This window comes from Pseudomonas sp. MWU12-2029, assembly GCF_023242425.1.
In the GTDB taxonomy this organism is placed as follows: Bacteria; Pseudomonadota; Gammaproteobacteria; order Pseudomonadales; family Pseudomonadaceae; genus Aquipseudomonas; species Aquipseudomonas kribbensis.
Genome location: NZ_JALJDY010000018.1, coordinates 55,501 through 76,448 on the forward strand (window position 1 = coordinate 55,501; position 20,948 = coordinate 76,448).

General features: G+C 60.1%; 20 protein-coding genes. 15 read left to right on the top strand and 5 right to left on the bottom strand.

Going from position 1 to position 20,948, the window contains the following annotated elements; all coding sequences use genetic code 11:
- Positions 1 to 9 precede the first annotated feature (9 nt).
- Positions 10 to 942, bottom strand: coding sequence for a lipid A biosynthesis lauroyl acyltransferase (locus M5B44_RS28440; RefSeq protein ID WP_134825961.1), 933 nt, complete (start codon positions 940 to 942; stop codon positions 10 to 12).
- Positions 943 to 1,058: 116 nt separating this feature from the next.
- On the opposite strand from M5B44_RS28440, the gene minC reads away from it, so the two are divergent.
- The 7 genes from minC to M5B44_RS28475 all read left to right on the top strand — a co-directional run bounded on the left by minC (position 1,059) and on the right by M5B44_RS28475 (position 7,661).
- Positions 1,059 to 1,796: a septum site-determining protein MinC gene (gene minC, locus M5B44_RS28445; protein WP_085710676.1), complete on the top strand. Its 738-nt coding sequence runs from the start codon at positions 1,059 to 1,061 to the stop codon at positions 1,794 to 1,796.
- A gap of 169 nt (positions 1,797 to 1,965) precedes the next feature.
- Positions 1,966 to 2,778 (top strand): septum site-determining protein MinD, encoded by an 813-nt coding sequence (gene minD / locus M5B44_RS28450; RefSeq protein WP_064378705.1) that lies wholly within the window; start codon positions 1,966 to 1,968, stop codon positions 2,776 to 2,778.
- A complete protein-coding gene (gene minE / locus M5B44_RS28455; protein WP_007960071.1) occupies positions 2,778 to 3,032 on the top strand; it encodes a cell division topological specificity factor MinE in 255 nt (84 codons plus the stop codon). Before minD ends, minE begins: the two co-directional genes overlap by 1 nt.
- Before the next feature lie 91 nt (positions 3,033 to 3,123).
- Positions 3,124 to 3,759 carry an RluA family pseudouridine synthase gene (locus M5B44_RS28460; protein ID WP_119428454.1) on the top strand — a complete coding sequence of 212 codons (636 nt, stop codon included), beginning with the start codon at positions 3,124 to 3,126 and terminating at the stop codon, positions 3,757 to 3,759.
- A 69-nt stretch (positions 3,760 to 3,828) separates the two neighbouring features.
- Complete coding sequence (locus M5B44_RS28465) at positions 3,829 to 5,118, top strand: M18 family aminopeptidase (RefSeq protein WP_134825960.1); 1,290 nt, start codon at positions 3,829 to 3,831, stop codon at positions 5,116 to 5,118.
- Between the two features lie 130 nt (positions 5,119 to 5,248).
- Positions 5,249 to 5,425, top strand: a complete 177-nt coding sequence (locus M5B44_RS28470) for a hypothetical protein (RefSeq protein WP_167443765.1) — start codon at positions 5,249 to 5,251, stop codon at positions 5,423 to 5,425.
- 76 nt (positions 5,426 to 5,501) lie between these two features.
- Positions 5,502 to 7,661, top strand: a complete 2,160-nt coding sequence (locus tag M5B44_RS28475) for a mechanosensitive ion channel family protein (RefSeq protein ID WP_119428455.1) — start codon at positions 5,502 to 5,504, stop codon at positions 7,659 to 7,661.
- A 374-nt stretch (positions 7,662 to 8,035) separates the two neighbouring features.
- Here the strand turns inward: M5B44_RS28475 and M5B44_RS28480 are convergent, their stop codons facing one another.
- Positions 8,036 to 8,749 (bottom strand): UTRA domain-containing protein, encoded by a 714-nt coding sequence (locus M5B44_RS28480; protein ID WP_085710621.1) that lies wholly within the window; start codon positions 8,747 to 8,749, stop codon positions 8,036 to 8,038.
- Between the two features lie 351 nt (positions 8,750 to 9,100).
- Between M5B44_RS28480 and M5B44_RS28485 the strand changes: the two genes are divergently transcribed.
- The 6 genes from M5B44_RS28485 to M5B44_RS28510 all read left to right on the top strand — a co-directional run bounded on the left by M5B44_RS28485 (position 9,101) and on the right by M5B44_RS28510 (position 14,394).
- The gene (locus M5B44_RS28485; RefSeq protein ID WP_085710620.1) at positions 9,101 to 10,165 is read left to right on the top strand and encodes an ABC transporter substrate-binding protein; all 1,065 of its coding nucleotides are present in this window, start codon (positions 9,101 to 9,103) and stop codon (positions 10,163 to 10,165) included.
- Positions 10,166 to 10,284: 119 nt separating this feature from the next.
- Positions 10,285 to 11,091, top strand: coding sequence for an alkaline phosphatase family protein (locus M5B44_RS28490; protein WP_248741280.1), 807 nt, complete (start codon positions 10,285 to 10,287; stop codon positions 11,089 to 11,091).
- Between the two features lie 5 nt (positions 11,092 to 11,096).
- Positions 11,097 to 11,933 carry an ABC transporter permease gene (locus tag M5B44_RS28495; RefSeq protein ID WP_167748736.1) on the top strand — a complete coding sequence of 279 codons (837 nt, stop codon included), beginning with the start codon at positions 11,097 to 11,099 and terminating at the stop codon, positions 11,931 to 11,933.
- A complete protein-coding gene (locus M5B44_RS28500; protein WP_248741281.1) occupies positions 11,920 to 12,720 on the top strand; it encodes an ABC transporter permease in 801 nt (266 codons plus the stop codon). The genes M5B44_RS28495 and M5B44_RS28500 overlap by 14 nt, the downstream gene beginning before the upstream one ends.
- Positions 12,717 to 13,706: an ABC transporter ATP-binding protein gene (locus tag M5B44_RS28505; protein ID WP_248741282.1), complete on the top strand. Its 990-nt coding sequence runs from the start codon at positions 12,717 to 12,719 to the stop codon at positions 13,704 to 13,706. Before M5B44_RS28500 ends, M5B44_RS28505 begins: the two co-directional genes overlap by 4 nt.
- 34 nt (positions 13,707 to 13,740) lie before the next feature.
- Positions 13,741 to 14,394, top strand: coding sequence for an HAD family hydrolase (locus M5B44_RS28510; RefSeq protein WP_248741283.1), 654 nt, complete (start codon positions 13,741 to 13,743; stop codon positions 14,392 to 14,394).
- A 45-nt stretch (positions 14,395 to 14,439) separates the two neighbouring features.
- Here the strand turns inward: M5B44_RS28510 and M5B44_RS28515 are convergent, their stop codons facing one another.
- Positions 14,440 to 15,402: a zinc-binding dehydrogenase gene (locus tag M5B44_RS28515; protein WP_114881979.1), complete on the bottom strand. Its 963-nt coding sequence runs from the start codon at positions 15,400 to 15,402 to the stop codon at positions 14,440 to 14,442.
- Between the two features lie 181 nt (positions 15,403 to 15,583).
- Here M5B44_RS28515 and M5B44_RS28520 point away from each other — a divergent pair, with 181 nt between their 5' ends.
- The gene (locus tag M5B44_RS28520) at positions 15,584 to 17,668 is read left to right on the top strand and encodes a carboxy terminal-processing peptidase (protein WP_162803468.1); all 2,085 of its coding nucleotides are present in this window, start codon (positions 15,584 to 15,586) and stop codon (positions 17,666 to 17,668) included.
- A 133-nt stretch (positions 17,669 to 17,801) separates the two neighbouring features.
- Positions 17,802 to 19,592 carry a bifunctional diguanylate cyclase/phosphodiesterase gene (locus M5B44_RS28525; protein ID WP_248741284.1) on the top strand — a complete coding sequence of 597 codons (1,791 nt, stop codon included), beginning with the start codon at positions 17,802 to 17,804 and terminating at the stop codon, positions 19,590 to 19,592.
- A 32-nt stretch (positions 19,593 to 19,624) separates the two neighbouring features.
- Here M5B44_RS28525 and M5B44_RS28530 read toward each other — a convergent pair whose 3' ends face one another.
- Positions 19,625 to 19,984 carry a hypothetical protein gene (locus M5B44_RS28530; protein WP_248741285.1) on the bottom strand — a complete coding sequence of 120 codons (360 nt, stop codon included), beginning with the start codon at positions 19,982 to 19,984 and terminating at the stop codon, positions 19,625 to 19,627.
- Positions 19,981 to 20,948 (bottom strand): RHS repeat domain-containing protein (locus tag M5B44_RS28535; RefSeq protein ID WP_248741286.1); only part of this gene is annotated, 968 nt, incomplete at its 5' end. The genes M5B44_RS28530 and M5B44_RS28535, both read right to left, overlap by 4 nt.

The window sequence follows — 20,948 nt, forward strand, 5'->3', positions numbered from 1 at the left end:
TGGGGTGAATCAACGACGTTTGGCGTACAGCTTCGGCTCGCCCGGCGGACGGCTCTTGAAGCGCCGGTGCGCCCACAGGTATTGCTCGGGGCAATCGCGCAACACGCCTTCCACCCACTGATTGATGCGGATGCAATCGGCTTCTTCGGTCTCCCCCGGGAAACCTTCCAGCGGCGGATGGATCACCAGACGATAGCCGCTGCCGTTCGCCAGACGCTCCTGGGTGAACGGCACCACCAGCGCCTTGCCCAGTCGGGCGAACTTGCTGGTGGCGGTGACCGTTGCGGCCTGAATGCCGAACAGCGGCACGAAGATGCTTTGCTTGGCGCCGTAGTCCTGATCCGGCGCGTACCAGATCGCGCGCCCGGAACGCAGCAGCTTGAGCATGCCACGCACGTCATCGCGCTCCACCGCCAGCGAATCGAGATTGTGCCGCTCGCGACCCTGACGCTGGATGAAATCGAACAACGGGTTCTTGTGCTCGCGGTACATGCCGTCGATGGTGTGCTGCTGGCCGAGCAGCGCCGCGCCGATTTCCAGGGTGGTGAAATGCACCGCCATCAAAATCACACCTTTGCCTTCGCGCTGGGCCTTTTGCAGGTGCTCGAGGCCTTCGACGTGGGCCAGTTTTGCCAGACGCTGACGGGACCACCACCAGCTCATCGCCATTTCAAAGAACGCGATGCCGGTGGAGGCGAAGTTTTCCTTGAGCAGGCGTTTGCGCTCGGCGGCGGACTTTTCCGGGAAACACAGTTCCAGATTGCGCTTGGCAATGCGCCGCCGGTCGCCGGCGAAGCGATACATCAGGGCGCCGAGAAAACGACCGATGGCCAGCAATGCCGGATAGGGCAACTGCACCGTCAGCCACAACAGCCCCAGGCCGCACCAGAGCGGCCAGAAGCGCGGAGCGAGAAATGCTTTTCGAAAACGCGGGCGATCCATTAAAGCTTCCGTAAATAAGTGGCCGCGCATTCTACATCGTTCAGCCCGGCTTGCGGCTGGCGGGCGTTCTCGTTATAAGTCTCGGCACTTTTAGTGACAAGCCGTTGTATGCCGACATGAGCCAAAACGAATCGCCAGACCAAGATCCCGTGTTCCAGTTGAAGGGCAGCATGCTCGCCATCACGGTGCTCGAGCTGTCCCGTAACGACCTGGACAGCCTCGATCGGCAACTGGCCGCCAAAGTCGCCCAGGCACCGAATTTCTTCAGCAACGCGCCGCTGGTCTTGGCGCTGGACAAACTGCCGCCGAGCGAAGGCGCGGTCGATCTGCCGGGCCTGATGCGCGTGTGCCGCCAGCACGGCCTGCGCACCCTGGCGATCCGCGCCAGTCGCATCGAAGACATCGCTGCCGCCATCGCCATCGACATTCCGGTGCTGCCGCCGTCCGGCGCCCGTGAACGGCCGCTGGAAACCGCCGAACCCGTTGCACCGAAGAAGCCGGAAAAGCCGCCGGAGCCGACCGTCAAACCGACCCGCGTCATCACCACGCCAGTACGTGGTGGCCAACAGATATATGCGCAAGGTGGCGATCTGGTGGTGGTGTCCTCGGTCAGTCCGGGGGCGGAACTTCTCGCCGATGGCAACATCCATGTATACGGCCCGATGCGCGGTCGTGCGCTGGCCGGGGTCAAGGGTGACACCAAGGCGCGGATTTTCTGTCAGCAATTGAGCGCTGAACTGATCTCCATCGCAGGCCATTACAAGGTTTCCGAAGACCTGCGTCGCGATCCGATGTGGGGTTCGGGTGTACAGGTCAGCCTGTCGGGCGACGTGTTGAACATCATTCGGCTTTAACGGATACTGCCGCATTTTCCAAGCATCTCTAAAACGTAGCGAAAACGGCTCAAACGAAGTAGGAAAAAGGCCAAAAGCCGAATTCCAGCCAAGGCTGTCCGACTGCAGTAGTTTTCAAGAGATGTTTTTCAGGGGCTGAACAGTCCTTCTTCCTTAGGGGTGAAACACCTTGGCCAAGATTCTCGTGGTTACATCCGGCAAGGGTGGTGTGGGTAAGACCACCACCAGCGCCGCTATCGGTACCGGCCTCGCTCTGCGCGGCCACAAAACAGTAATCGTCGACTTCGACGTGGGCTTGCGTAACCTCGACCTGATCATGGGTTGCGAGCGCCGCGTGGTGTATGACTTCGTCAACGTGGTCAACGGCGAAGCCAACCTGCAACAGGCCCTGATCAAAGACAAGCGCCTGGAAAACCTTTACGTACTGGCCGCCAGCCAGACCCGCGACAAAGACGCGCTGACTCAGGAAGGCGTGGAAAAAGTCCTGATGGAGCTCAAGGAGCAATTCGAGTTCGTGGTCTGCGACTCCCCGGCGGGCATCGAGAAAGGCGCCCACCTGGCCATGTACTTCGCTGACGAAGCGATCGTCGTGACCAACCCCGAAGTGTCCTCGGTACGTGACTCGGACCGCATGCTCGGCCTGCTGGCCAGCAAGTCCCGTCGCGCCGAACGCGGCGAAGAGCCGATCCAGGAACACCTGCTGATCACTCGCTACCACCCGGAGCGCGTCGAAAAAGGCGAAATGCTGGGCGTCGAAGACGTCAAGGAAATCCTCGCCGTGCGCCTGCTGGGTGTCATTCCGGAATCCCAGGCCGTGCTCAAGGCTTCCAACCAGGGCGTCCCGGTTATCCTCGACGACCAGAGCGACGCCGGCCAGGCCTACAGCGATACCGTTGATCGCTTGCTGGGCAAGGAAAAAGAACACCGGTTCCTGAATGTCGAGAAGAAGGGATTCTTCGAGCGTCTGTTTGGAGGTAGGTAATGAACCTTTTTGACTTCTTTCGTGCCAACAAAAAGCCAAGTACCGCCTCGGTCGCGAAAGAGCGTCTACAGATCATCGTGGCGCATGAACGCGGCCAGCGCAGCACCCCTGACTATCTGCCTTCCCTGCAAAAGGAACTGGTGGAAGTGATCCGCAAGTACGTCAACATCGGCAACGACGACGTACACGTGGCACTGGAAAGCCAGGGCAGCTGCTCGATTCTGGAACTCAACATCACCCTGCCCGATCGCTGAGTCGATCCGGCAAGAACGACGGCGGCTCAGGGCCCTTCCGACACCGGAAGGGCCCTGAGCCGCCGTTGGCATTTGTTACGAGGCTGTTTTAATGCCGCTGTCCAACATCCACATCATCCATCAGGACGCCGCCGTACTGGTGGTGAACAAACCGACCCTGTTGCTCTCGGTGCCCGGCCGGGCCGACGACAACAAGGACTGCCTGATCACTCGCCTGCAGGAAAACGGCTACCCGGAAGCGCGTATTGTCCATCGTCTGGACTGGGAAACCTCCGGCATCATCCTGCTGGCCCGCGACGCCGATACCCACCGCGAACTGTCGCGGCAGTTTCACGACCGCGAAACCGAAAAGGCCTACACCGCCCTGGCCTGGGGCCAGCCGGAACTGGACAGCGGCAGCATCGACCTGCCCCTGCGCTACGACCCGCCAACCAAACCACGCCACGTCGTAGACCACGAGTTCGGCAAACACGCCCTGACCTTCTGGCGCGTGCTGGAACGTTGCGGCGACTGGTGCCGCGTCGAGCTGACGCCGATCACCGGCCGTTCGCACCAGTTGCGCGTACACATGCTGTCCATCGGTCATCCGCTGCTCGGTGACGGGCTCTACGCTCACGAACAAGCCCTCGCCGCCTGGCCGCGTCTGTGCCTGCACGCCAGCATGCTCAGCTTCACCCACCCGCAAACCGGTGAGCGCTTGCGCTTCGACTGTCCGGCGCCGTTCTGACCCCACCACAATGTCCCAAGCATCAGGCCGATGCGTTAAACTCCCGCCCATTGCTGTCTGGAGCTTCTTATGCGCGAAGAGTTGAACCAAGGCCTGATCGACTTCCTCAAGGCCTCCCCTACCCCGTTCCACGCCACCGCCAGCCTTGTTCAACGCCTGGAGGCCGCCGGTTATGTGCGCCTCGACGAGCGCGAGACCTGGCACACCGAAGCCAATGGCCGTTACTACGTCACCCGTAACGACTCCTCGATCGTCGCGATCAAGATGGGCCGCAACTCCCCGCTGCACGACGGCATCCGTCTGGTCGGTGCTCACACCGACAGCCCGTGCCTGCGGGTCAAGCCGCAACCGGAATTGCAGCGCCAGGGCTTCTGGCAACTGGGCGTTGAAGTCTACGGCGGCGCGCTGCTGGCGCCGTGGTTCGACCGCGATCTGTCGCTGGCCGGCCGCGTCACCTTCCGTCGTGACGGCAAGGTCGAGAGCCAGTTGATCGACTTCAAGGCCCCGATCGCGATCATTCCCAACCTGGCGATTCACCTCAACCGTGAAGCCAACCAGGGCTGGGCGATCAATGCCCAGACCGAACTGCCGCCGATTCTCGCGCAGTTCGCCGGTGACGAACGTGTGGATTTCCGTGCGGTACTGACCGATCAACTGGCCCGCGAGCACGGTCTGAATGCCGATGTGGTGCTCGATTACGAGCTGAGCTTTTACGACACCCAGAGCGCTGCGGTCATCGGCCTGAACGGTGACTTCATCGCCGGCGCCCGCCTCGACAACCTGCTGTCGTGCTACGCCGGCCTGCAAGCCCTGCTGACCGCCAACACCGAAGAAACCTGCGTGCTGGTGTGCAACGACCACGAAGAAGTCGGCTCCTGCTCGGCATGCGGCGCCGACGGCCCGATGCTGGAACAGACCCTGCGTCGTCTGCTGCCGGAAGGTGACGAGTTCGTACGCACCATCCAGAAATCCCTGCTGGTCTCGGCCGACAACGCCCACGGCGTACACCCGAACTACGCCGAGAAGCACGACGCCAACCACGGCCCGAAACTCAACGCGGGCCCGGTGATCAAGGTCAACAGCAACCAGCGCTACGCCACCAACAGCGAAACCGCCGGGTTCTTCCGTCATCTGTGCATGGCCGAAGAAGTACCGGTACAAAGCTTCGTGGTGCGCAGCGACATGGGCTGCGGCTCGACCATCGGCCCGATCACCGCCAGCCACCTGGGCGTGCGCACCGTCGACATCGGCCTGCCGACGTTCGCCATGCACTCGATCCGCGAACTGTGCGGCAGCCATGACCTGGCGCATCTGGTGAAAGTGCTGAGCGCGTTCTACGCCAGCCGCGAACTGCCGTAGAAACCATGGGGATCGCAACTCCGCGTTGCGATCCCTGCCCTGCGAAACCGGCTCATTTCTGATACACATCACCACCGGTCGGCAAAAAGCGACCTAGACTCAAGTCATCCCCTTCGACAAGGCTGTCGCCATGATCTCGATGTCTGCGTTTCACTCCATGCTCATTCCGATCCTGTCCGGAATGATTCTGCTGGCGATCGGCTTCAACTTCCGCGACAAGAACGCCGGCGTGCTCGCCATGTGGATCGGCATGCTGATGATCCTGGCCACCGTGGTCTACAAGATCCTCGCCAAACTCAACGAATAAATCCGCGCCCGGCTCGCATTGATTCTGGCGGGCTCGTACACTCGCCCGATCCGCCCCTTGCGAGGTTGACCGCCTAGTGTTCGCTCGTTTCTTTGCCCTGCCCTGCCTTTTCCTCGTCTGCCTGATGACGCTGCTGCCGTCGGCGCCTGCCCACGCGGTGAGTCTGCCCGGTCTGCTCAATGGCTCGAACAAGGCGCAACCGGAAGCCCAGGAACCGCTCGGCCAGTCCCTCGACGAAGTCATCAAATCCCTGGAAAACGATCAGCAGCGCACCCAGTTGCTGGGCGACCTGAAAAAACTGCGCGACGCCACGAAAAAAGCCCAGGCCACCCCGGAAGAAGGCGTGCTGGGCCTGATCGGGGGCACCCTGGCCAATTTCGAAAAACAGTTCACCGGCAGCGACAGCCCGCTCAATCGCTGGTCCGCCGAATTCGAACTGGCCAAGGATGAACTGTCCGCCCTGATAATGCCGGCCAGCGAATGGCTGCCGATCATCTTCGGCTTCGCCATGATCCTGATGGTCTGGAGCCTGCTGGCCGCTGCGCTGATCTGGCTCGGCCACCGGGTGCGCATGCGCTTCGGCCTGACCGAAGAACTGCCGCAACACCCCCGGGCCCTCGACATGCTGCGCTTCGCCCTGCGCAAGCTCGGGCCGTGGATGATCGCGCTGGTCATCACCGTCTACATGAGCTACGCGCTGCCATCGTCCCTGGGCAAAAGCCTGGCGATGGTCCTGGCTTACGCACTGGTGGTCGGCACCTGTTTCTCGGCGATCTGCGTGATCGCCTTTTCCGTACTCGACGGCCCGCACCGCCACCGGGCGCTGTACATCCTGCGGCATCAGGCCTTCCGCCCGCTGTGGCTGATCGGCAGCTTCGCCGCATTCGGTGAGGGGCTGAACGATCCGCGTCTGGTGGCAGGTCTGGGCGTACACCTGGCCCACACCGCCGCCACCGTCACCAATGTGCTGGCGGCGCTCTCGACCGGCCTGTTCATCCTGCGCTTTCGCCGCCCCATCGCGCACCTGATCCGCAACCAGCCACTGTCCCGCCGCCTGACCCGTCGCGCCCTCAGCGACACCATCGATATCCTCGGCACCTTCTGGTACGTGCCGGCGCTGGTGCTGGTAGGGATTTCCCTGTTCGCCACCTTCGTCTCCGCCGGCGACACCAGCACAGCCTTGCGCCAGTCGCTGATCTGCACCGTGCTGCTGGTGTTGTGCATGGTCATCAACGGCCTCGTCCGCCGCCACGCCCTCAAACCCCAACGCGGGCCAAAACGCCACGCGCTGTATTCCGAGCGCCTGAAAAGCTTCTTCTACACCCTCGCGCACCTGCTGGTGTGGCTGGCCTTCATTGAACTCGGCCTACGGGTCTGGGGCATGTCACTGATCGGCTTCACCGAAGGCGAAGGCCACGACATCAGCGTCAAACTGTTCAGCCTCATCGGCACGTTGATCTTTGCCTGGCTGATCTGGATCCTCAGCGACACCGCCGTCCACCACGCCCTCACCCGCTCCCGCAAAGGCCTGGCCAACGCCCGCGCGCAAACGATGATGCCGCTGATCCGCAACGTGCTGTTCGTGGCGATCTTCATCATCGCCCTGATCGTGGCCCTGGCGAACATGGGCATGAACGTCACGCCACTGCTGGCCGGTGCCGGTGTGATCGGTCTGGCGATCGGTTTCGGCGCGCAGTCACTGGTGGCCGACCTGATCACCGGCCTGTTCATCATCATCGAAGACTCCCTGGCCATCGACGACTACGTCGACGTCGGCGGCCACCTCGGCACCGTCGAAGGCCTGACCATCCGCACCGTACGCCTGCGGGACATCGACGGCATCGTCCACACCATCCCGTTCAGCGAAATCAAAAGCATCAAGAACTACTCCCGGGAATTCGGCTACGCGATCTTCCGCGTGGCGGTGCCGTTCAACATGAATATCGACGAAGCCATCAAACTGATGCGCGAAGTCGGCCAGAAAATGCGCACCGACCCGCTGCAACGCCGCAACATCTGGTCGCCACTGGAGATTCAGGGGGTGGAAAGCTTCGAATCCGGCAACGCAATATTGCGCGCCCGCTTCAAGACCGCCCCGATCAAACAGTGGGAAGTTTCACGGGCGTTCAACCTGTCGCTGAAACGGCATCTGGATGAGGCAGGACTGGATCTGGCGACACCGAGGATGAATGTGCAGGTGATTACCGCAGGCGGTGGTGGCCAAACTCAGGAGTAACCCAACCTCCACGCCTCCCCCACTCAAAACGATGAGCGTTAGCTCGAGTACCGCTTTTGACGTGCCGGCCCCATCGGCAGGCTGAGTGGAGGGATTCATCCGGGGGTAGGCGCGTAGCGCCGTTCGACGAAGTCGAACACATCGAGAGGAGGTGCAGCGAAGCAAACCGTAGGCGATGTCCCCGGATGAATCCCGGAACGAAGGAACCCCGAGCCTCAGCGAGGGGCCGAACGCAGGGGCCAAGCGTTTTGGTTCCTTTTTGGCGTCTGAAAAAGGGACTCGCCGTAAGGGCGAAACCGTCAGCCGCCACACCCGAAGCAACGGATATTCACCCAAAACAACCCAAAACCTGGTCGGCCCTGAGGCCGCCAAGGTCAAACAACATCAACCCCAACGTGAATCGCATCATGCCGCCAAAACTCCAGATCACAATCAATCAACCGCCCCGACTGATCATAATTGACCCGAGCAATCCGCAACCCCGGACTCCCCACCGACACCCGCAAAGCCGCCGCCGCATCCACCGACAATGAAGTCGGCACAATCTCGAACCGCACCCGCCCATAGTGCAAATCGTAATGCCGCGCATACAGCTCGGTAATCGACTGATTCAAATCAAACTCCAGAATCCCCGGAAAAAACTGCGGATTCAGATAATGCTCCACATACAACACCAGCCGCCCGTCGATCCGCCGCGACCGGCAGATCTGAATCACGCTCGACAACGCCGGCAACTGCAACCACGCACACACCGCCGCTGACGCCGGTTGCAGCCGCGCCGAAATCACCTCGGTCGACGGCACCCGCCCCTGCGCACTGACCATCGCGTGAAAGTGACTGCGCTGCATCAGGTTGTAGGCCAGGCGCGGTGGCGACACGAACCAGCCCCGACGCTCCTCGCGATAAATCTGCCCTTGCGCCTCCAGTTGCAACAAGGCTTCACGCACCGTAATCCGCGTAGTGCCGAACAACTCGCTGAGCTTGCGCTCGGCCGGCAACTTGCTGCCCGCCACGAGCAAACCGTGGTCGAGTTGCTCCTGAAGGATCTGCCCAATGGCTGTCACCGCTTTTGTTGCCTCATCGCGCATCAACGTTACCTATCTGGACTAGACCAGCACTGTTTCGGGGCAAAACCGCACGACTATTGCGCAGTTCGGTCGTGCTGCAAGCCTAGGCAGTGCAGATGACCGAGAGATGACAAAACTACCGAGCGGTCGCCCTGACAACTTGCAATACATCGGCCAAGTCCCTTGCCTGCCGGGACTTTGAGGGTGGTCTACGCTTACCGGGCAGCCGTAGATACCGGAGAAAATAATCGCTGGTCAGGCATGCGCCGACATCAAAGTGTCATCCAGCCCCCCTACATTGGCTCAGGTATTGCTGACCTAGACCAACACAAACCGCAATCGCAGCGTTGAACACGACCAAGGAGCTTCGGAATGAAACAGCTTTTCCTGGCAACACTGTTAGGCTCGACCATTGCCATGTGCACCGCCGCCATGGCGGCTGATGATCTGAAAACCCTCGAAGCCGCTGCGAAAGCGGAAGGCGCCGTCAACAGCGTCGGCATGCCCGATGACTGGGCCAACTGGAAAGGCACCTGGGAAGACTTGGCCAAGACCTACGGCCTGAAACACATCGACACCGACATGAGCTCGGCCCAGGAAATCGCCAAGTTCGCCGCCGAGAAAGACAACGCCACCGCCGATATCGGCGACGTCGGCGCGGCCTTCGGCCCGATCGCGGTCAAGCAAGGCGTGGTGCAACCGTACAAGCCGACCACCTGGGATCAGGTTCCTGCATGGGCCAAGGACAAGGACGGCAACTGGGCACTGGCCTACACCGGCACCATCGCTTTCATCGTCAACAAGAAACTGCTGCACGGCTCCGAAGTACCGACCAAATGGGCTGACCTCAAGGGCGGCAAATACAAGGTCTCCATCGGTGACGTGAGCACCGCTGCACAAGCTGCCAACGGCGTACTTGCCGCAGCACTGGCCAACGGTGGCGACGAGAAAAACATCCAGCCTGCCCTGCTGCTGTTCGCAGACATCGCCAAGCAGGGTCGCCTGTCGATGGCCAACCCGACCATCGCCACCATGGAAAAAGGCGAGATCGAAGTCGGCGTGGTCTGGGACTTCAACGGCCTGAGCTACAAGGCCAAGATGGCCAACCCGGATGACTACGTGGTGCTGATCCCGTCCGACGGCTCGGTGATTTCCGGCTACACCACCATCATCAACAAATACGCGAAAAACCCGAACGCCGCCAAGCTGACTCGCGAATACATCTTCAGCGACGCCGGCCAGACCAACCTCGCCCGTGGCAACGCCCGTCCGATCCGCGCCGAGCACCTGACCCTGCCGGAAGACGTGAAAGCCAAGCTGCTGCCAAACGAGCAGTACAAGAAAGTCACGCCGATCAAGGACGCCGATGCGTGGGAAAAAACCTCGAAGGCTCTGCCGCAGAAGTGGAACGAAGAAGTCATCGTCGAGATGAAGTAATTCTGTAGATCCCACGTCCGGGATCGCTGGAAATCCCTTGCGGGAGTGAGCTTGCTCGCTCCCGCAAGGGCATCTGCATTGAATTCGAATCTGATCTGTTTCGCGGAGTTTTTGCCCCTATGAAGCACAACGTCATCCTTGTCGTGCTCGACGGCCTCAATTACGAAGTCGCGCGTCACGCCATGGGGCATCTGCAGGCTTACGTTGGCGCAGGACGCGCCGCGCTCTACCAGTTGGAGTGCGAGCTGCCGGCCCTGTCCCGACCGCTTTACGAATGCATCCTCACGGGCGTACCGCCCATCGACAGCGGCATCGTCCACAATAACGTCTCGCGCCTGTCCAACCAGCGCAGCATCTATCACTACGCACGTGATGCCGGTCTGAAAACCGCCGCCGCGGCGTACCACTGGGTCAGCGAGCTCTACAACCGCTCGCCGTTCGTGGCCGCACGGGATCGTCACACCGATGACCCGACGCTGCCGATCCAGAACGGCCACTTCTACTGGAACGATCACTATCCGGACTCGCACCTGTTCGCCGACGCCGAGAACCTGCGCCTGCGCCACGCCCCGGATTTTCTGCTGATCCACCCGATGAACATCGACGACGCCGGCCACAAACACGGCCTCGACACCCCGCAATACCGCAACAGCGCACGCAGCGCCGACATCATCCTCGCCGACTACCTGCAAGGCTGGCTCGACGCCGGTTATCAAGTGCTGGTGACCGCCGACCACGGCATGAACAACGACCGCTCGCACAACGGCCTGTTGCCGGAAGAACGCCAGGTGCCGCTGTTCGTGCTCGGCGACGCCTTCAGCCTGAACGCGGACGCCACACCGAAGCAGACCGACCTCTGCGGCACCGTTTGCGAGTTGCTCGGCGTACCTCACGACAAACCTGTGTGCCGGGAGTTGCTCAAGTGAACTCAATGACTCGCGGCAAATGGCTGGCCGCCCTGTGCCTGGTGCCCTTCGCCCTGTTCTTTATCGTGTTCGAAATCGCCCCGCTGGTCTGGGTGATGATCAACAGCCTGCAATCGGAAGAGTTCGGCTGGGGTTTCGCCAACTTCAGCAAAATCTTCAATTCGAAGTTCTATCTGCAGGCGATCCAGTACAGCCTCGAAATCAGTTTCTGGTCGAGTGTGTTCGGGATCATCATCGCGGTGCTCGGCGCCTACTCCCTGCGTCGGGTCGATTCGAAACTGCGCAATTTCGTCAACGCCTTCGCCAACATGACCAGCAACTTCGCCGGCGTGCCCCTGGCCTTTGCGTTCATCATCCTGCTCGGTTTCAACGGCAGCATCACCATCATGCTGAAACAGGCCGGGATCATTCAGGATTTCAACCTGTACTCGAAAACCGGGCTGATCATCCTCTACACCTACTTCCAGATTCCTCTGGGCGTCCTGCTGCTGTACCCGGCGTTCGATGCCCTGCGTGAAGACTGGCGTGAATCCGCAGCGCTGCTCGGCGCTGACGGCTGGCAGTTCTGGCGCCACATCGGCCTGCCGGTGCTGACCCCGGCGCTGCTCGGCACCTTCGTGATCCTGCTGGCCAACGCCCTCGGCGCCTATGCCACGGTGTATGCGTTGACCACCGGCAACTTCAACGTGCTGCCGATCCGCATTGCGGCGATGGTGTCCGGCGACATTTCCCTCGATCCGAACCTGGCCAGCGCCCTGGCCGTGGTGCTGGTGGCGCTGATGACCCTGGTGACCGTCGTGCATCAACTGCTGCTGAAGAGGAGCTACCATGTCTCGCGCTGAATCCGGCCCGGCCGGCGTCTACCACCGCGTCGTGGTCTACCTGCTGTTCGCCATTCTGCTGCTGCCGCTGCTGGGCACCCTGATCTATTCGATCGCCAGCAGTTGGTCGGCCACCGTGCTGCCCAGCGGCTTCACCTTCAAGTGGTACATCCAGTTGTGGAGTGATCCGCGCTTTCTGCACGCCTTCGGCCAGTCGCTGCTGGTGTGCGTCGGCGCGCTGACCCTCTCGGTGGTGCTGATTTTGCCGCTGCTGTTCGTGGTGCATTACCACTTCCCGAAACTTGATGCGCTGATGAACATCCTGATCCTGCTGCCCTTTGCGGTGCCGCCGGTGGTGTCGTCGGTGGGTCTGTTGCAGCTCTACGGTTCCGGGCCGTTCGCAATGGTCGGCACGCCGTGGATCCTGATCGGTTGCTACTTCACCGTGGCACTGCCGTTCATGTACCGGGCGATCACCAACAACCTGCAGGCGATCAACCTCCGTGACTTGATGGACGCCGCCCAACTGCTCGGTGCCAGCACCTTCCAGGCGGCTTTCCTGGTGGTGCTGCCGAACCTGCGCAAGGGCCTGATGGTCGCGTTGCTGCTGTCGTTCTCGTTCCTGTTCGGTGAGTTCGTGTTCGCCAACATCCTGGTCGGCACCCGCTACGAAACCCTGCAGGTTTATCTGAACAACATGCGCAACAGCAGCGGCCACTTCACCAGTGCTCTGGTGATTTCCTACTTCTTTTTCGTGCTGGTCCTGACCTGGGTCGCCAACATCTTGAACAAGGACAAAAGCGAATGAGCTATGTCAGCGTCCAACACCTGCAAAAAAACTACGCCGGCACCACGGTGTTCAGCGACATCAACTGCGAAATCCAGAAGGGTGAATTCGTCACCCTGCTCGGCCCGTCCGGTTGCGGCAAATCCACCCTGCTGCGTTGCATCGCCGGCCTGACGCCGGTGGATGGCGGCAAGATTCTGCTCGATGGCGTCGACATCGTTCCGCTCACCCCGCAGAAACGCGGGATCGGCATGGTGTTCCAGAGCTATGCGCTGTTTCCCAACATGACCGTGGAGCAGAACGTCGCCTTTGGTCTGCGCATGCAAAAGGTCAACCCGGACGACAGCCACAAGCGTGTCACCGAGGCGTTGAAACTGGTTGAACTCAACGACTTCGCCAGTCGTTATCCGCATCAACTCTCCGGCGGTCAGTGCCAGCGTGTCGCCCTCGCCCGCTCTTTGGTCACCCGTCCGCGTCTGTTGTTGCTGGACGAACCGCTGTCGGCCCTTGATGCACGGATTCGCAAACACCTGCGTGAACAGATCCGTCAGATCCAGCGCGAGCTCGGCCTGACCACGATCTTCGTCACACACGATCAGGAAGAAGCCCTGACCATGTCTGACCGGATTTTCCTGATGAATCAGGGAAAGATCGTACAGAGCGGCGACGCCGAAACCCTCTACACCGCACCGGTCGACGTGTTCGCCGCCGGCTTCATCGGCAACTACAACCTGCTGGATGCCGAGAGTGCCTCGAAGCTGTTGCAGCGGCCGATCAGCCATCGCATCGCAATTCGCCCGGAGGCCATCGAACTGAGCCTGGATGGCGAACTCGATGCACAGATTCGCAGCCACAGCCTGCTGGGCAACGTCATCCGCTACCGCATCGAGGCCCGGGGCGTGGAACTGGTGGTGGATGTGCTCAACCGTTCGGCGGCGGATCTGCACCCCGACGGTCAGCGCCTGGCGCTTTCCATCGATCCGACGGCCCTGTGTGAGGTAGCCTGATGACTTTGCTGACGTTGAAGAGAGAACTGCACTGATGGCCCTGGCAATTTTTGATCTGGACGAAACCCTGATCCACGGCGACTGCGCCACCCTCTGGAGCGAGCAGATGGGCCGCCTGGGCTGGGTCGATCCCGAGTCGTTCATGCGCAAGAACAATGAACTCATGGACGCCTACAGCCATGGCAAGTTGCGCATGGAAGACTACATGGAGTTCAGCCTCGAACCGCTGATCGGCCGCACCCCGGAGGAAGTCGAGCATCTGGTCGGCCCCTGGGTCGAGGACTTCATCGAACCGATCATCTTCAGCGACGCGACCAAAACCATCGCCGCCCACCGCAAGGCCGGTGACCGGATTCTGGTGATCTCGGCCTCGGGCACGCACCTGGTCAAACCGATTGCCGAACGGCTGGGCATCGACGAGGTTCTGGGCATCGAACTGGAAGTGGCCCATGGCGTGTACAGCGGCCACACCGTGGGCACCCTGACCTATCGCGAAGGCAAGATCACCCGCTTGCTGGAGTGGCTGGACGCCGAAGAGGAAAACCTTGAGGGCGCGAGTTTCTATTCCGACTCACGCAATGACCTGCCGCTGCTGCTGAAGGTGGATTACCCGCATGTGGTCAATCCGGATCCGGTGTTGCGCGAGCAGGCCGAGAAATCCGGCTGGCCGATCCATCTCTGGAAGTAAACGATTGTCTTGTGGGAGCACACTTGCTCCCACAAGCCTCGATGATCAGCTCAGGCTGTCGTCGATCACCAGTACCAGCTTCCCGGCGACCGTGTTGCTCGCCAGCTCGGCGAACGCCGCTTCGGCATCCTTGATCGCAAAGGTCCTGGCCAGTTGCGGCTTCAGGCGCCCTTCGGAAAACAGCGGCCACACGTGCTGGCTCAGGTCGCTGAACAGATCCGCCTTGAACTGATCGTCACGGCTGCGCAGGGTCGAGCCCAACAGTTGCACACGCTTGGCCAGCACCTGGGCCAGATCGAGTTTCGCTTCGCGGCCACCCATCAGGCCGATCAGCACCCAGCGCCCGTCCTGAGCCATCAGCTTCAGATTCAGCGCCGAGTAATTGCCGCCGACCGGATCCAGGATCACATCGAACGGCCCGAAGTCCCGCAGGCTTTCCAGATCGTCAGTGCGTACCACACCGCCCTGGGCGCCCAGCGCTTCACAGTAGGCCAGACGCTCGGCCGATCCGACGCTGACCCAGCACGGATTGCCAAACGCCTTGCACAGTTGAATGGCGGCAGAACCGATGCCACTGGCGCCGGCATGCAGAAGAACTTTCTCACCCGGTTTGAGCGCAGCGAGTTGAAACACATTCAGCCAGACGGTCGCGTACACCTCGGGCAGTGCAGCCGCTTCGATCAGCGACACACCTTCCGGAACCGGCAGTACATGCCGCCCGTCGACGACCACTTCTTCGGCCATCCCGCCCCCGGCCAGCAAGGCGCAGACCCGATCACCGACCTGCCAGGACGAGCCCGCGCCGACTTCGCTGATCACCCCGGAGCATTCAAGCCCCAGCACCTGACTGGCACCCGGCGGCGGCGGATAAAGGCCCGCCTTCTGTAATAAATCCGCGCGATTGAGGCCCGCTGCCGCCACCCGGATGCGAACTTGTCCTACATCACACGCAGGACTTGGTTCATCAACCCATGCCACTTGACCTTCAACGCCTTGCAATGCCTTCACAGTGCCTCCATAGTGAGTCTGGACTGAGCCCGAAGCTGTAGCGCCGGGCTTTTTGCATTATGCGACCGGCCCTGGGGTCTGAACGATCGCTGAACAGCAGTTATCGTACAGAGCGTAGAGGTACCGGCGACTTCAAAGACGGCCTAATATGCGTTATCAATTGTCCCCGCGTCGAATCAGCATGAAGCATCTGCTCCCCAGCACCGCCCTCGCTCTTTTCATCGGTATCGGCCTCTTGCCGGTGTCGGGCAGCACATTCGCAGCCAACAGCTGGGACAAGTTGCAGCCTGATCGCGATGAAGTGATTGCCAGTCTGAACGTCGTCGAGTTGCTCAAGCGCCACCACTACAGCAAGCCGCCGCTTGACGATGCGCGCTCGGCGATCATCTACGACAGCTACATCAAGCTGCTGGACCCGTCGCGCAGCTACTTCATGGCCAGCGACATCGCCGAATTCGACAAGTGGAAGTACCAGTTCGACGACTTCCTCAAAAGCGGCGACCTCAACGCCGGCTTCACCATCTACAAGCGTTATCTGGACCGCGTGAAAGCGCGTCTGGACTTCGCCATTGCCGAGCTGGACAAAGGCGTCGACAAGATGGACTTCACCACGAAGGAAACCTTGCTGATCGATCGCAAGGATGCTCCGTGGCTCAAGTCCACAGCCGAACTCGATGACCTGTGGCGCAAACGCGTCAAGGACGAAGTGCTGCGGCAGAAGATCGCCGGCAAAGAGCCGAAGCAGATCCAGGAAACCCTGACCAAACGCTACAAGAACCAGTTGGCGCGTCTGGACCAGACCCGTGCCGAAGACATCTTCCAGGCGTACATCAACACCTTCGCCATGTCCTACGATCCGCACACCAACTATCTGTCGCCGGATAACGCGGAAAACTTCGACATCAACATGAGCCTGTCCCTCGAGGGCATCGGCGCCGTGTTGCAGAGCGACAACGATCAAGTGAAGGTCGTGCGTCTGGTGCCGGCAGGTCCTGCGGACAAGACCAAGCAGGTTGCTCCTGCCGACAAGATCATCGGCGTTGCCCAGGGCAACAAAGAGATGGTCGACGTGGTCGGCTGGCGCCTGGACGAAGTGGTCAAGCTGATCCGTGGTCCGAAAGGCACCGTGGTGCGTCTGGAAGTCATCCCGGCCAGCAATGCGCCGAACGACCAGACCAGCAAGATCGTGCCGATCACCCGTGAAGCGGTGAAGCTCGAAGACCAGGCCGTGAAGAAATCCATCCTGAGCCTCAAACAGGACGGCAAGGACTACAAGCTCGGCGTGATCGAGATTCCGGCCTTCTACCTGGACTTCAAGGCATTCCGTGCCGGTGATCCGGACTACAAGAGCACCACTCGCGACGTCAAGAAACTGCTGACCGAACTGCAGAAAGAGAAAGTCGACGGCGTGGTCATCGACCTGCGCAACAACGGCGGCGGTTCCCTGCAGGAAGCCACCGAGCTGACCAGCCTGTTCATCGACAAGGGCCCTACCGTGCTTGTGCGTAACGCCGATGGCCGGGTCGATGTGCTTGAAGATGAAAACCCGGGCGCGTTCTACAAAGGCCCGATGGCGCTGCTGGTCAACCGCCTGTCCGCCTCGGCTTCGGAGATCTTCGCCGGCGCCATGCAGGACTACCACCGCGCACTGATCATCGGTGGCCAGACCTTCGGCAAAGGCACCGTGCAGACCATTCAGCCGCTGAACCATGGCGAACTGAAACTGACCCTGGCCAAGTTCTACCGGGTTTCCGGTCAGAGCACCCAGCATCAGGGCGTACTGCCGGACATCGACTACCCGTCGATCATCGACACCAAGGAAATCGGCGAGAGCGCCCTGCCGGAAGCCATGCCGTGGGACACCATCCGCGCGGCGATCAAACCGGCGGTCGACCCGTTCAAGCCGTATCTGGCCCAGCTCAAGTCCGAGCATGACGCCCGTTCGGCCAAGGACGCGGAGTTCGTGTTCATCCGCGACAAGCTGGCCCTGGCGCAGAAGCTGCTGGAAGAGAAAACCGTCAGCCTCAATGAAGCCGATCGTCGTGCCCAGCACGCCGACATCGACGCCAAGCAACTGGCGATGGAAAACATCCGTCGCAAGGCCAAAGGCGAAGAACCGCTAAAAGAGCTGAAGAAAGAAGACGACGACGCCCTCGCGGCAGCCGAGCCGGACAAGGTCAAACCTGAAGACGACGCCTACCTGAGCGAGACCGGGCGCGTGCTGCTGGATTACCTGAAGCTGAGCAATCAGGTGGCCAAGAAGTAAGGTGATGGCAATTTAATGGTGACGATCCCCGGATCGTCATCAAACAGTCATCATTCTGTCGTGCAATAAAGGACTGGGAGCGGTTCTCTTCATCGAGAGCGCTCCCAGTCCTTTTTTATCGCCAGAGATTGCCATGACCACGACCGAACAGCTGAGTGCCTTGAGCTCGATCCTGACTCAAAGCGGTTTGCACAGCCTGTTCCAGCCGATCATTTGCCTCTCCGAACGACGCATTCTCGGTTATGAAGCCCTGACTCGCGGCCCGTCCAACAGCCCGCTGCACTCCCCCATCGCCCTGTTCGCCGTGGCTCGTCAGGCCGGGCGTTTGAGCGAACTGGAAATCGCCTGCCGCCAAAGCGCCTGCCGCCGTTTCAACGAACAGCAATTGCCGGGCAAACTGTTTCTCAACGTCTCTCCCGAATCCCTGCTCGAAGCCGCGCACCAGCCGGGGCGTACGCTGCAACTACTGCAGGATTTCGGCATTCCACCGAGCCAGGTGGTGATCGAACTCACCGAGCAGACCCCGATCGACGACTTTCAGTTGCTGCAAACGGCGCTGCATCACTACCGGGCGATGGGATTTTCGATTGCACTGGACGATCTTGGCGCGGGTTATTCAAGTCTGCGCCTGTGGTCGGAGTTGCGGCCGGATTACGTGAAAATCGATCGACACTTTATCGACGGCATTCATCAGGACGCGTTGAAGCGCGAATTCGTTGGATCGATCCTGCAAATCGCCAAGGCCTCCCGGGCTCAGGTGATTGCCGAAGGTATCGAATTGCCGGAAGAGCTGGCGGTGCTGACCGAAATGGGGGTGGATCTGGTCCAGGGCTACCTGCTCGGGCGCCCGCAGGAACACCCGCCACGCGACGCCCGGGCCCTGATGCCCAAACACGACAGCAGCTCCGTCGCGCTGAATGACGAAGGCAGCGACCTCAGCGCCCTGCTCAACGATCAGCCGGCCGTGAATCGCGACACACCCACCGCCACCGTCCTCGAAGCGTTTCGCCGCCAGGCCAACCTGAACTCGCTTGCGGTGCTGGACGAACAAGGCCAGCCGTGCGGCATCGTGCATCGTCATTCATTGTCCGATGCGCTGCTCAAGCCGTTCGCCACCGACCTGTTCGCCCGCAAACCGATCAGCCGCCTGATGAACGACGATTTCCTCGCCGTGGAAATGAGTCAGTCGCTGCAACAGGTCAGCCGCCTGATCACCAGCCGCGCCCGACAGCGCATCGAAGAAGACTTCATCATCACCCTCAACGGCAGCTACCTGGGCCTGGGCCGGGTGATTGACGTGCTCAAACTGATCACCGAGCTGAAAATCCAGCAGGCTCGGTATGCCAATCCGCTGACTCTGCTACCCGGCAACGTACCGATCCAGCAATGCCTCACCCGACTACTGCAACAGGGGCGCGAGTCGGTGATCTGCTATGTCGATATCGATAGCTTCAAACCCTTTAACGATATCTATGGGTATGGGCGTGGGGATGAGGTGCTGTTGTGTCTGGCGCAATGCCTGAACGAACGCGTAGACCCGTCCCGCGATTTCGTCGGGCATATTGGGGGGGATGATTTTCTGCTGGTGCTCGGCCCGGAGGATTGGCGCAAACGGCTCAACCAATTGCTTGATGATTTTCAGAGTCAATGCCGACGGTTTTATCGGCCCGAACACCTTGAGGCTGGGTGTTTTGTTGCGCCGAATCGCCAGGGGATCCGGCAGGAGTTTCCGTTGTTGTCACTGTCCATTGGCGTTGTGCACTTGCATCCTGAGGCTTGTGCGCAACTGGATGCGAGCCAGTTGGCGGAGATGGCTTCGCAGGCGAAGCATCATGCTAAGAATGTGCCGGGGTATAGTGTGCATTTGATTGATAGTCTTACGGCTCCTGACCTTCATTCACCGCAGGTTATTGGCCAGCGCTGATTTTCAAAATACGGCCACTCCCTGTGTCAGCCTCATCTCTCCGTTGAGTCATCGATGTGATACCTCAACAAGCAACTTAACAAAACCTGCATGAACTGACGTTGATCCGCTACATCGTCATCAAAGTAGGTTGTGATTTTTGTGAATACAGCATCAAAGCTGTCACCAGCCTCCAAGTAGTGCTTCAGCGTATCGATACACCACTCGCGTTCATGAAAACTGTAGGAAAGAAACTCAGGTTTCATAAGAATATCGAACAGTTCAGCAAGCTCTTCCTTGTCATTAACATTCTTCGAAACAATGATTTTCTCACGAGCATCGTCACGGGTATTGTCTATATCAAATAGAAAAAGCAGTCCGCGCAATACAAAATATTCAGGCTTACGTTTCATTCCATAAATTCCGTATAAGAGGTTATTGGCTTACCAGAGCCATTTAAAATCACTATCGCATGTGTTTGCTGCCCATAAGTCACTCCTCCTCTTTTGTAACCCTCACCGACAATTTTGCCCATATTCATCGGTTCTCTTGTAGCAACTATCCCATTTCGCCTAAAAATCAGCTGAGCACGATGTATGGCGTTCAACTGGTCTCGATAACTGAAAAAATGTGTGGCCGCACTGGGTATTTTTGGTTGCCCAGCTTTATTCCCGTTGGTGTAAATCTCAATAATGCCCGTTGTAGGATTTCTTCCTGTAAGTGAACGTTCTTGTTGCGAGGCCAGCGTGGTCTGCTTGCCGTGTTTCTCTAAAAAGTGTGCGCCTGGCGTGGACCTCTCCATTTCCTCCAAACGCCTGTAGGCATTGCCCTCCGCTAGTTCATCAATTCTCGCCCTCCGCTCTTGCGCCGTCATCTTCGGCAGTGCTGGCTCACCCTCATCAACAACTGAACCACTCACCCGATCCGGCACCGGACATCCCGGCTTATTCGGCGGCGGGCAGTTGGACGTCAACCCCAACGGATCCACCCACCCCGTCGGATTCGGCACGTACCGGTACTGATTCAACCCACCCGCCAGCTTCACCGGATCCGGCGTCAGATACCGTCCAACGTCCGGGTCGTAATACCGATGCCGGTTGTAGTGCAGCCCGCTTTCCGCATCGAAATACTGCCCCTGAAACCTCAGTGGCTGGTCGAGGTAGTCCTCGGTCGCCAGTTTCAGCGAGGTGACCTTGCCGTAGGCGCTGTATTTGGCTGACCAGACGATGTCGCCGCTGTAGTCGGTCAGTTCCTGCGGGGTGCCGAGGTGGTCGAGCTGGTAGTAGAACGGGCAGGCGCGTTTCGGGCCCTTGCCGTCGAGCATCGCCAAGGGGCGGAAGGTGCCGGGTTCGTAGATGAAGCTGCGATGCTGTTCCT

Coding starts and splice junctions, on each gene's coding strand:
- M5B44_RS28490 (WP_248741280.1), top strand. CDS start 10,285: ATGAAGCACAACGTCATCCTTGTCGTGCTCGACGGCCTCAATTACGAA.
- M5B44_RS28530 (WP_248741285.1), bottom strand. CDS start 19,984: ATGAAACGTAAGCCTGAATATTTTGTATTGCGCGGACTGCTTTTTCTA.
- M5B44_RS28440 (WP_134825961.1), bottom strand. CDS start 942: ATGGATCGCCCGCGTTTTCGAAAAGCATTTCTCGCTCCGCGCTTCTGG.
- minE (WP_007960071.1), top strand. CDS start 2,778: ATGAACCTTTTTGACTTCTTTCGTGCCAACAAAAAGCCAAGTACCGCC.
- M5B44_RS28495 (WP_167748736.1), top strand. CDS start 11,097: ATGACTCGCGGCAAATGGCTGGCCGCCCTGTGCCTGGTGCCCTTCGCC.
- M5B44_RS28525 (WP_248741284.1), top strand. CDS start 17,802: ATGACCACGACCGAACAGCTGAGTGCCTTGAGCTCGATCCTGACTCAA.
- M5B44_RS28465 (WP_134825960.1), top strand. CDS start 3,829: ATGCGCGAAGAGTTGAACCAAGGCCTGATCGACTTCCTCAAGGCCTCC.
- M5B44_RS28470 (WP_167443765.1), top strand. CDS start 5,249: ATGATCTCGATGTCTGCGTTTCACTCCATGCTCATTCCGATCCTGTCC.
- M5B44_RS28480 (WP_085710621.1), bottom strand. CDS start 8,749: ATGCGCGATGAGGCAACAAAAGCGGTGACAGCCATTGGGCAGATCCTT.
- M5B44_RS28510 (WP_248741283.1), top strand. CDS start 13,741: ATGGCCCTGGCAATTTTTGATCTGGACGAAACCCTGATCCACGGCGAC.
- M5B44_RS28505 (WP_248741282.1), top strand. CDS start 12,717: ATGAGCTATGTCAGCGTCCAACACCTGCAAAAAAACTACGCCGGCACC.
- M5B44_RS28485 (WP_085710620.1), top strand. CDS start 9,101: ATGAAACAGCTTTTCCTGGCAACACTGTTAGGCTCGACCATTGCCATG.
- M5B44_RS28460 (WP_119428454.1), top strand. CDS start 3,124: ATGCCGCTGTCCAACATCCACATCATCCATCAGGACGCCGCCGTACTG.
- M5B44_RS28500 (WP_248741281.1), top strand. CDS start 11,920: ATGTCTCGCGCTGAATCCGGCCCGGCCGGCGTCTACCACCGCGTCGTG.
- M5B44_RS28520 (WP_162803468.1), top strand. CDS start 15,584: ATGAAGCATCTGCTCCCCAGCACCGCCCTCGCTCTTTTCATCGGTATC.
- minC (WP_085710676.1), top strand. CDS start 1,059: ATGAGCCAAAACGAATCGCCAGACCAAGATCCCGTGTTCCAGTTGAAG.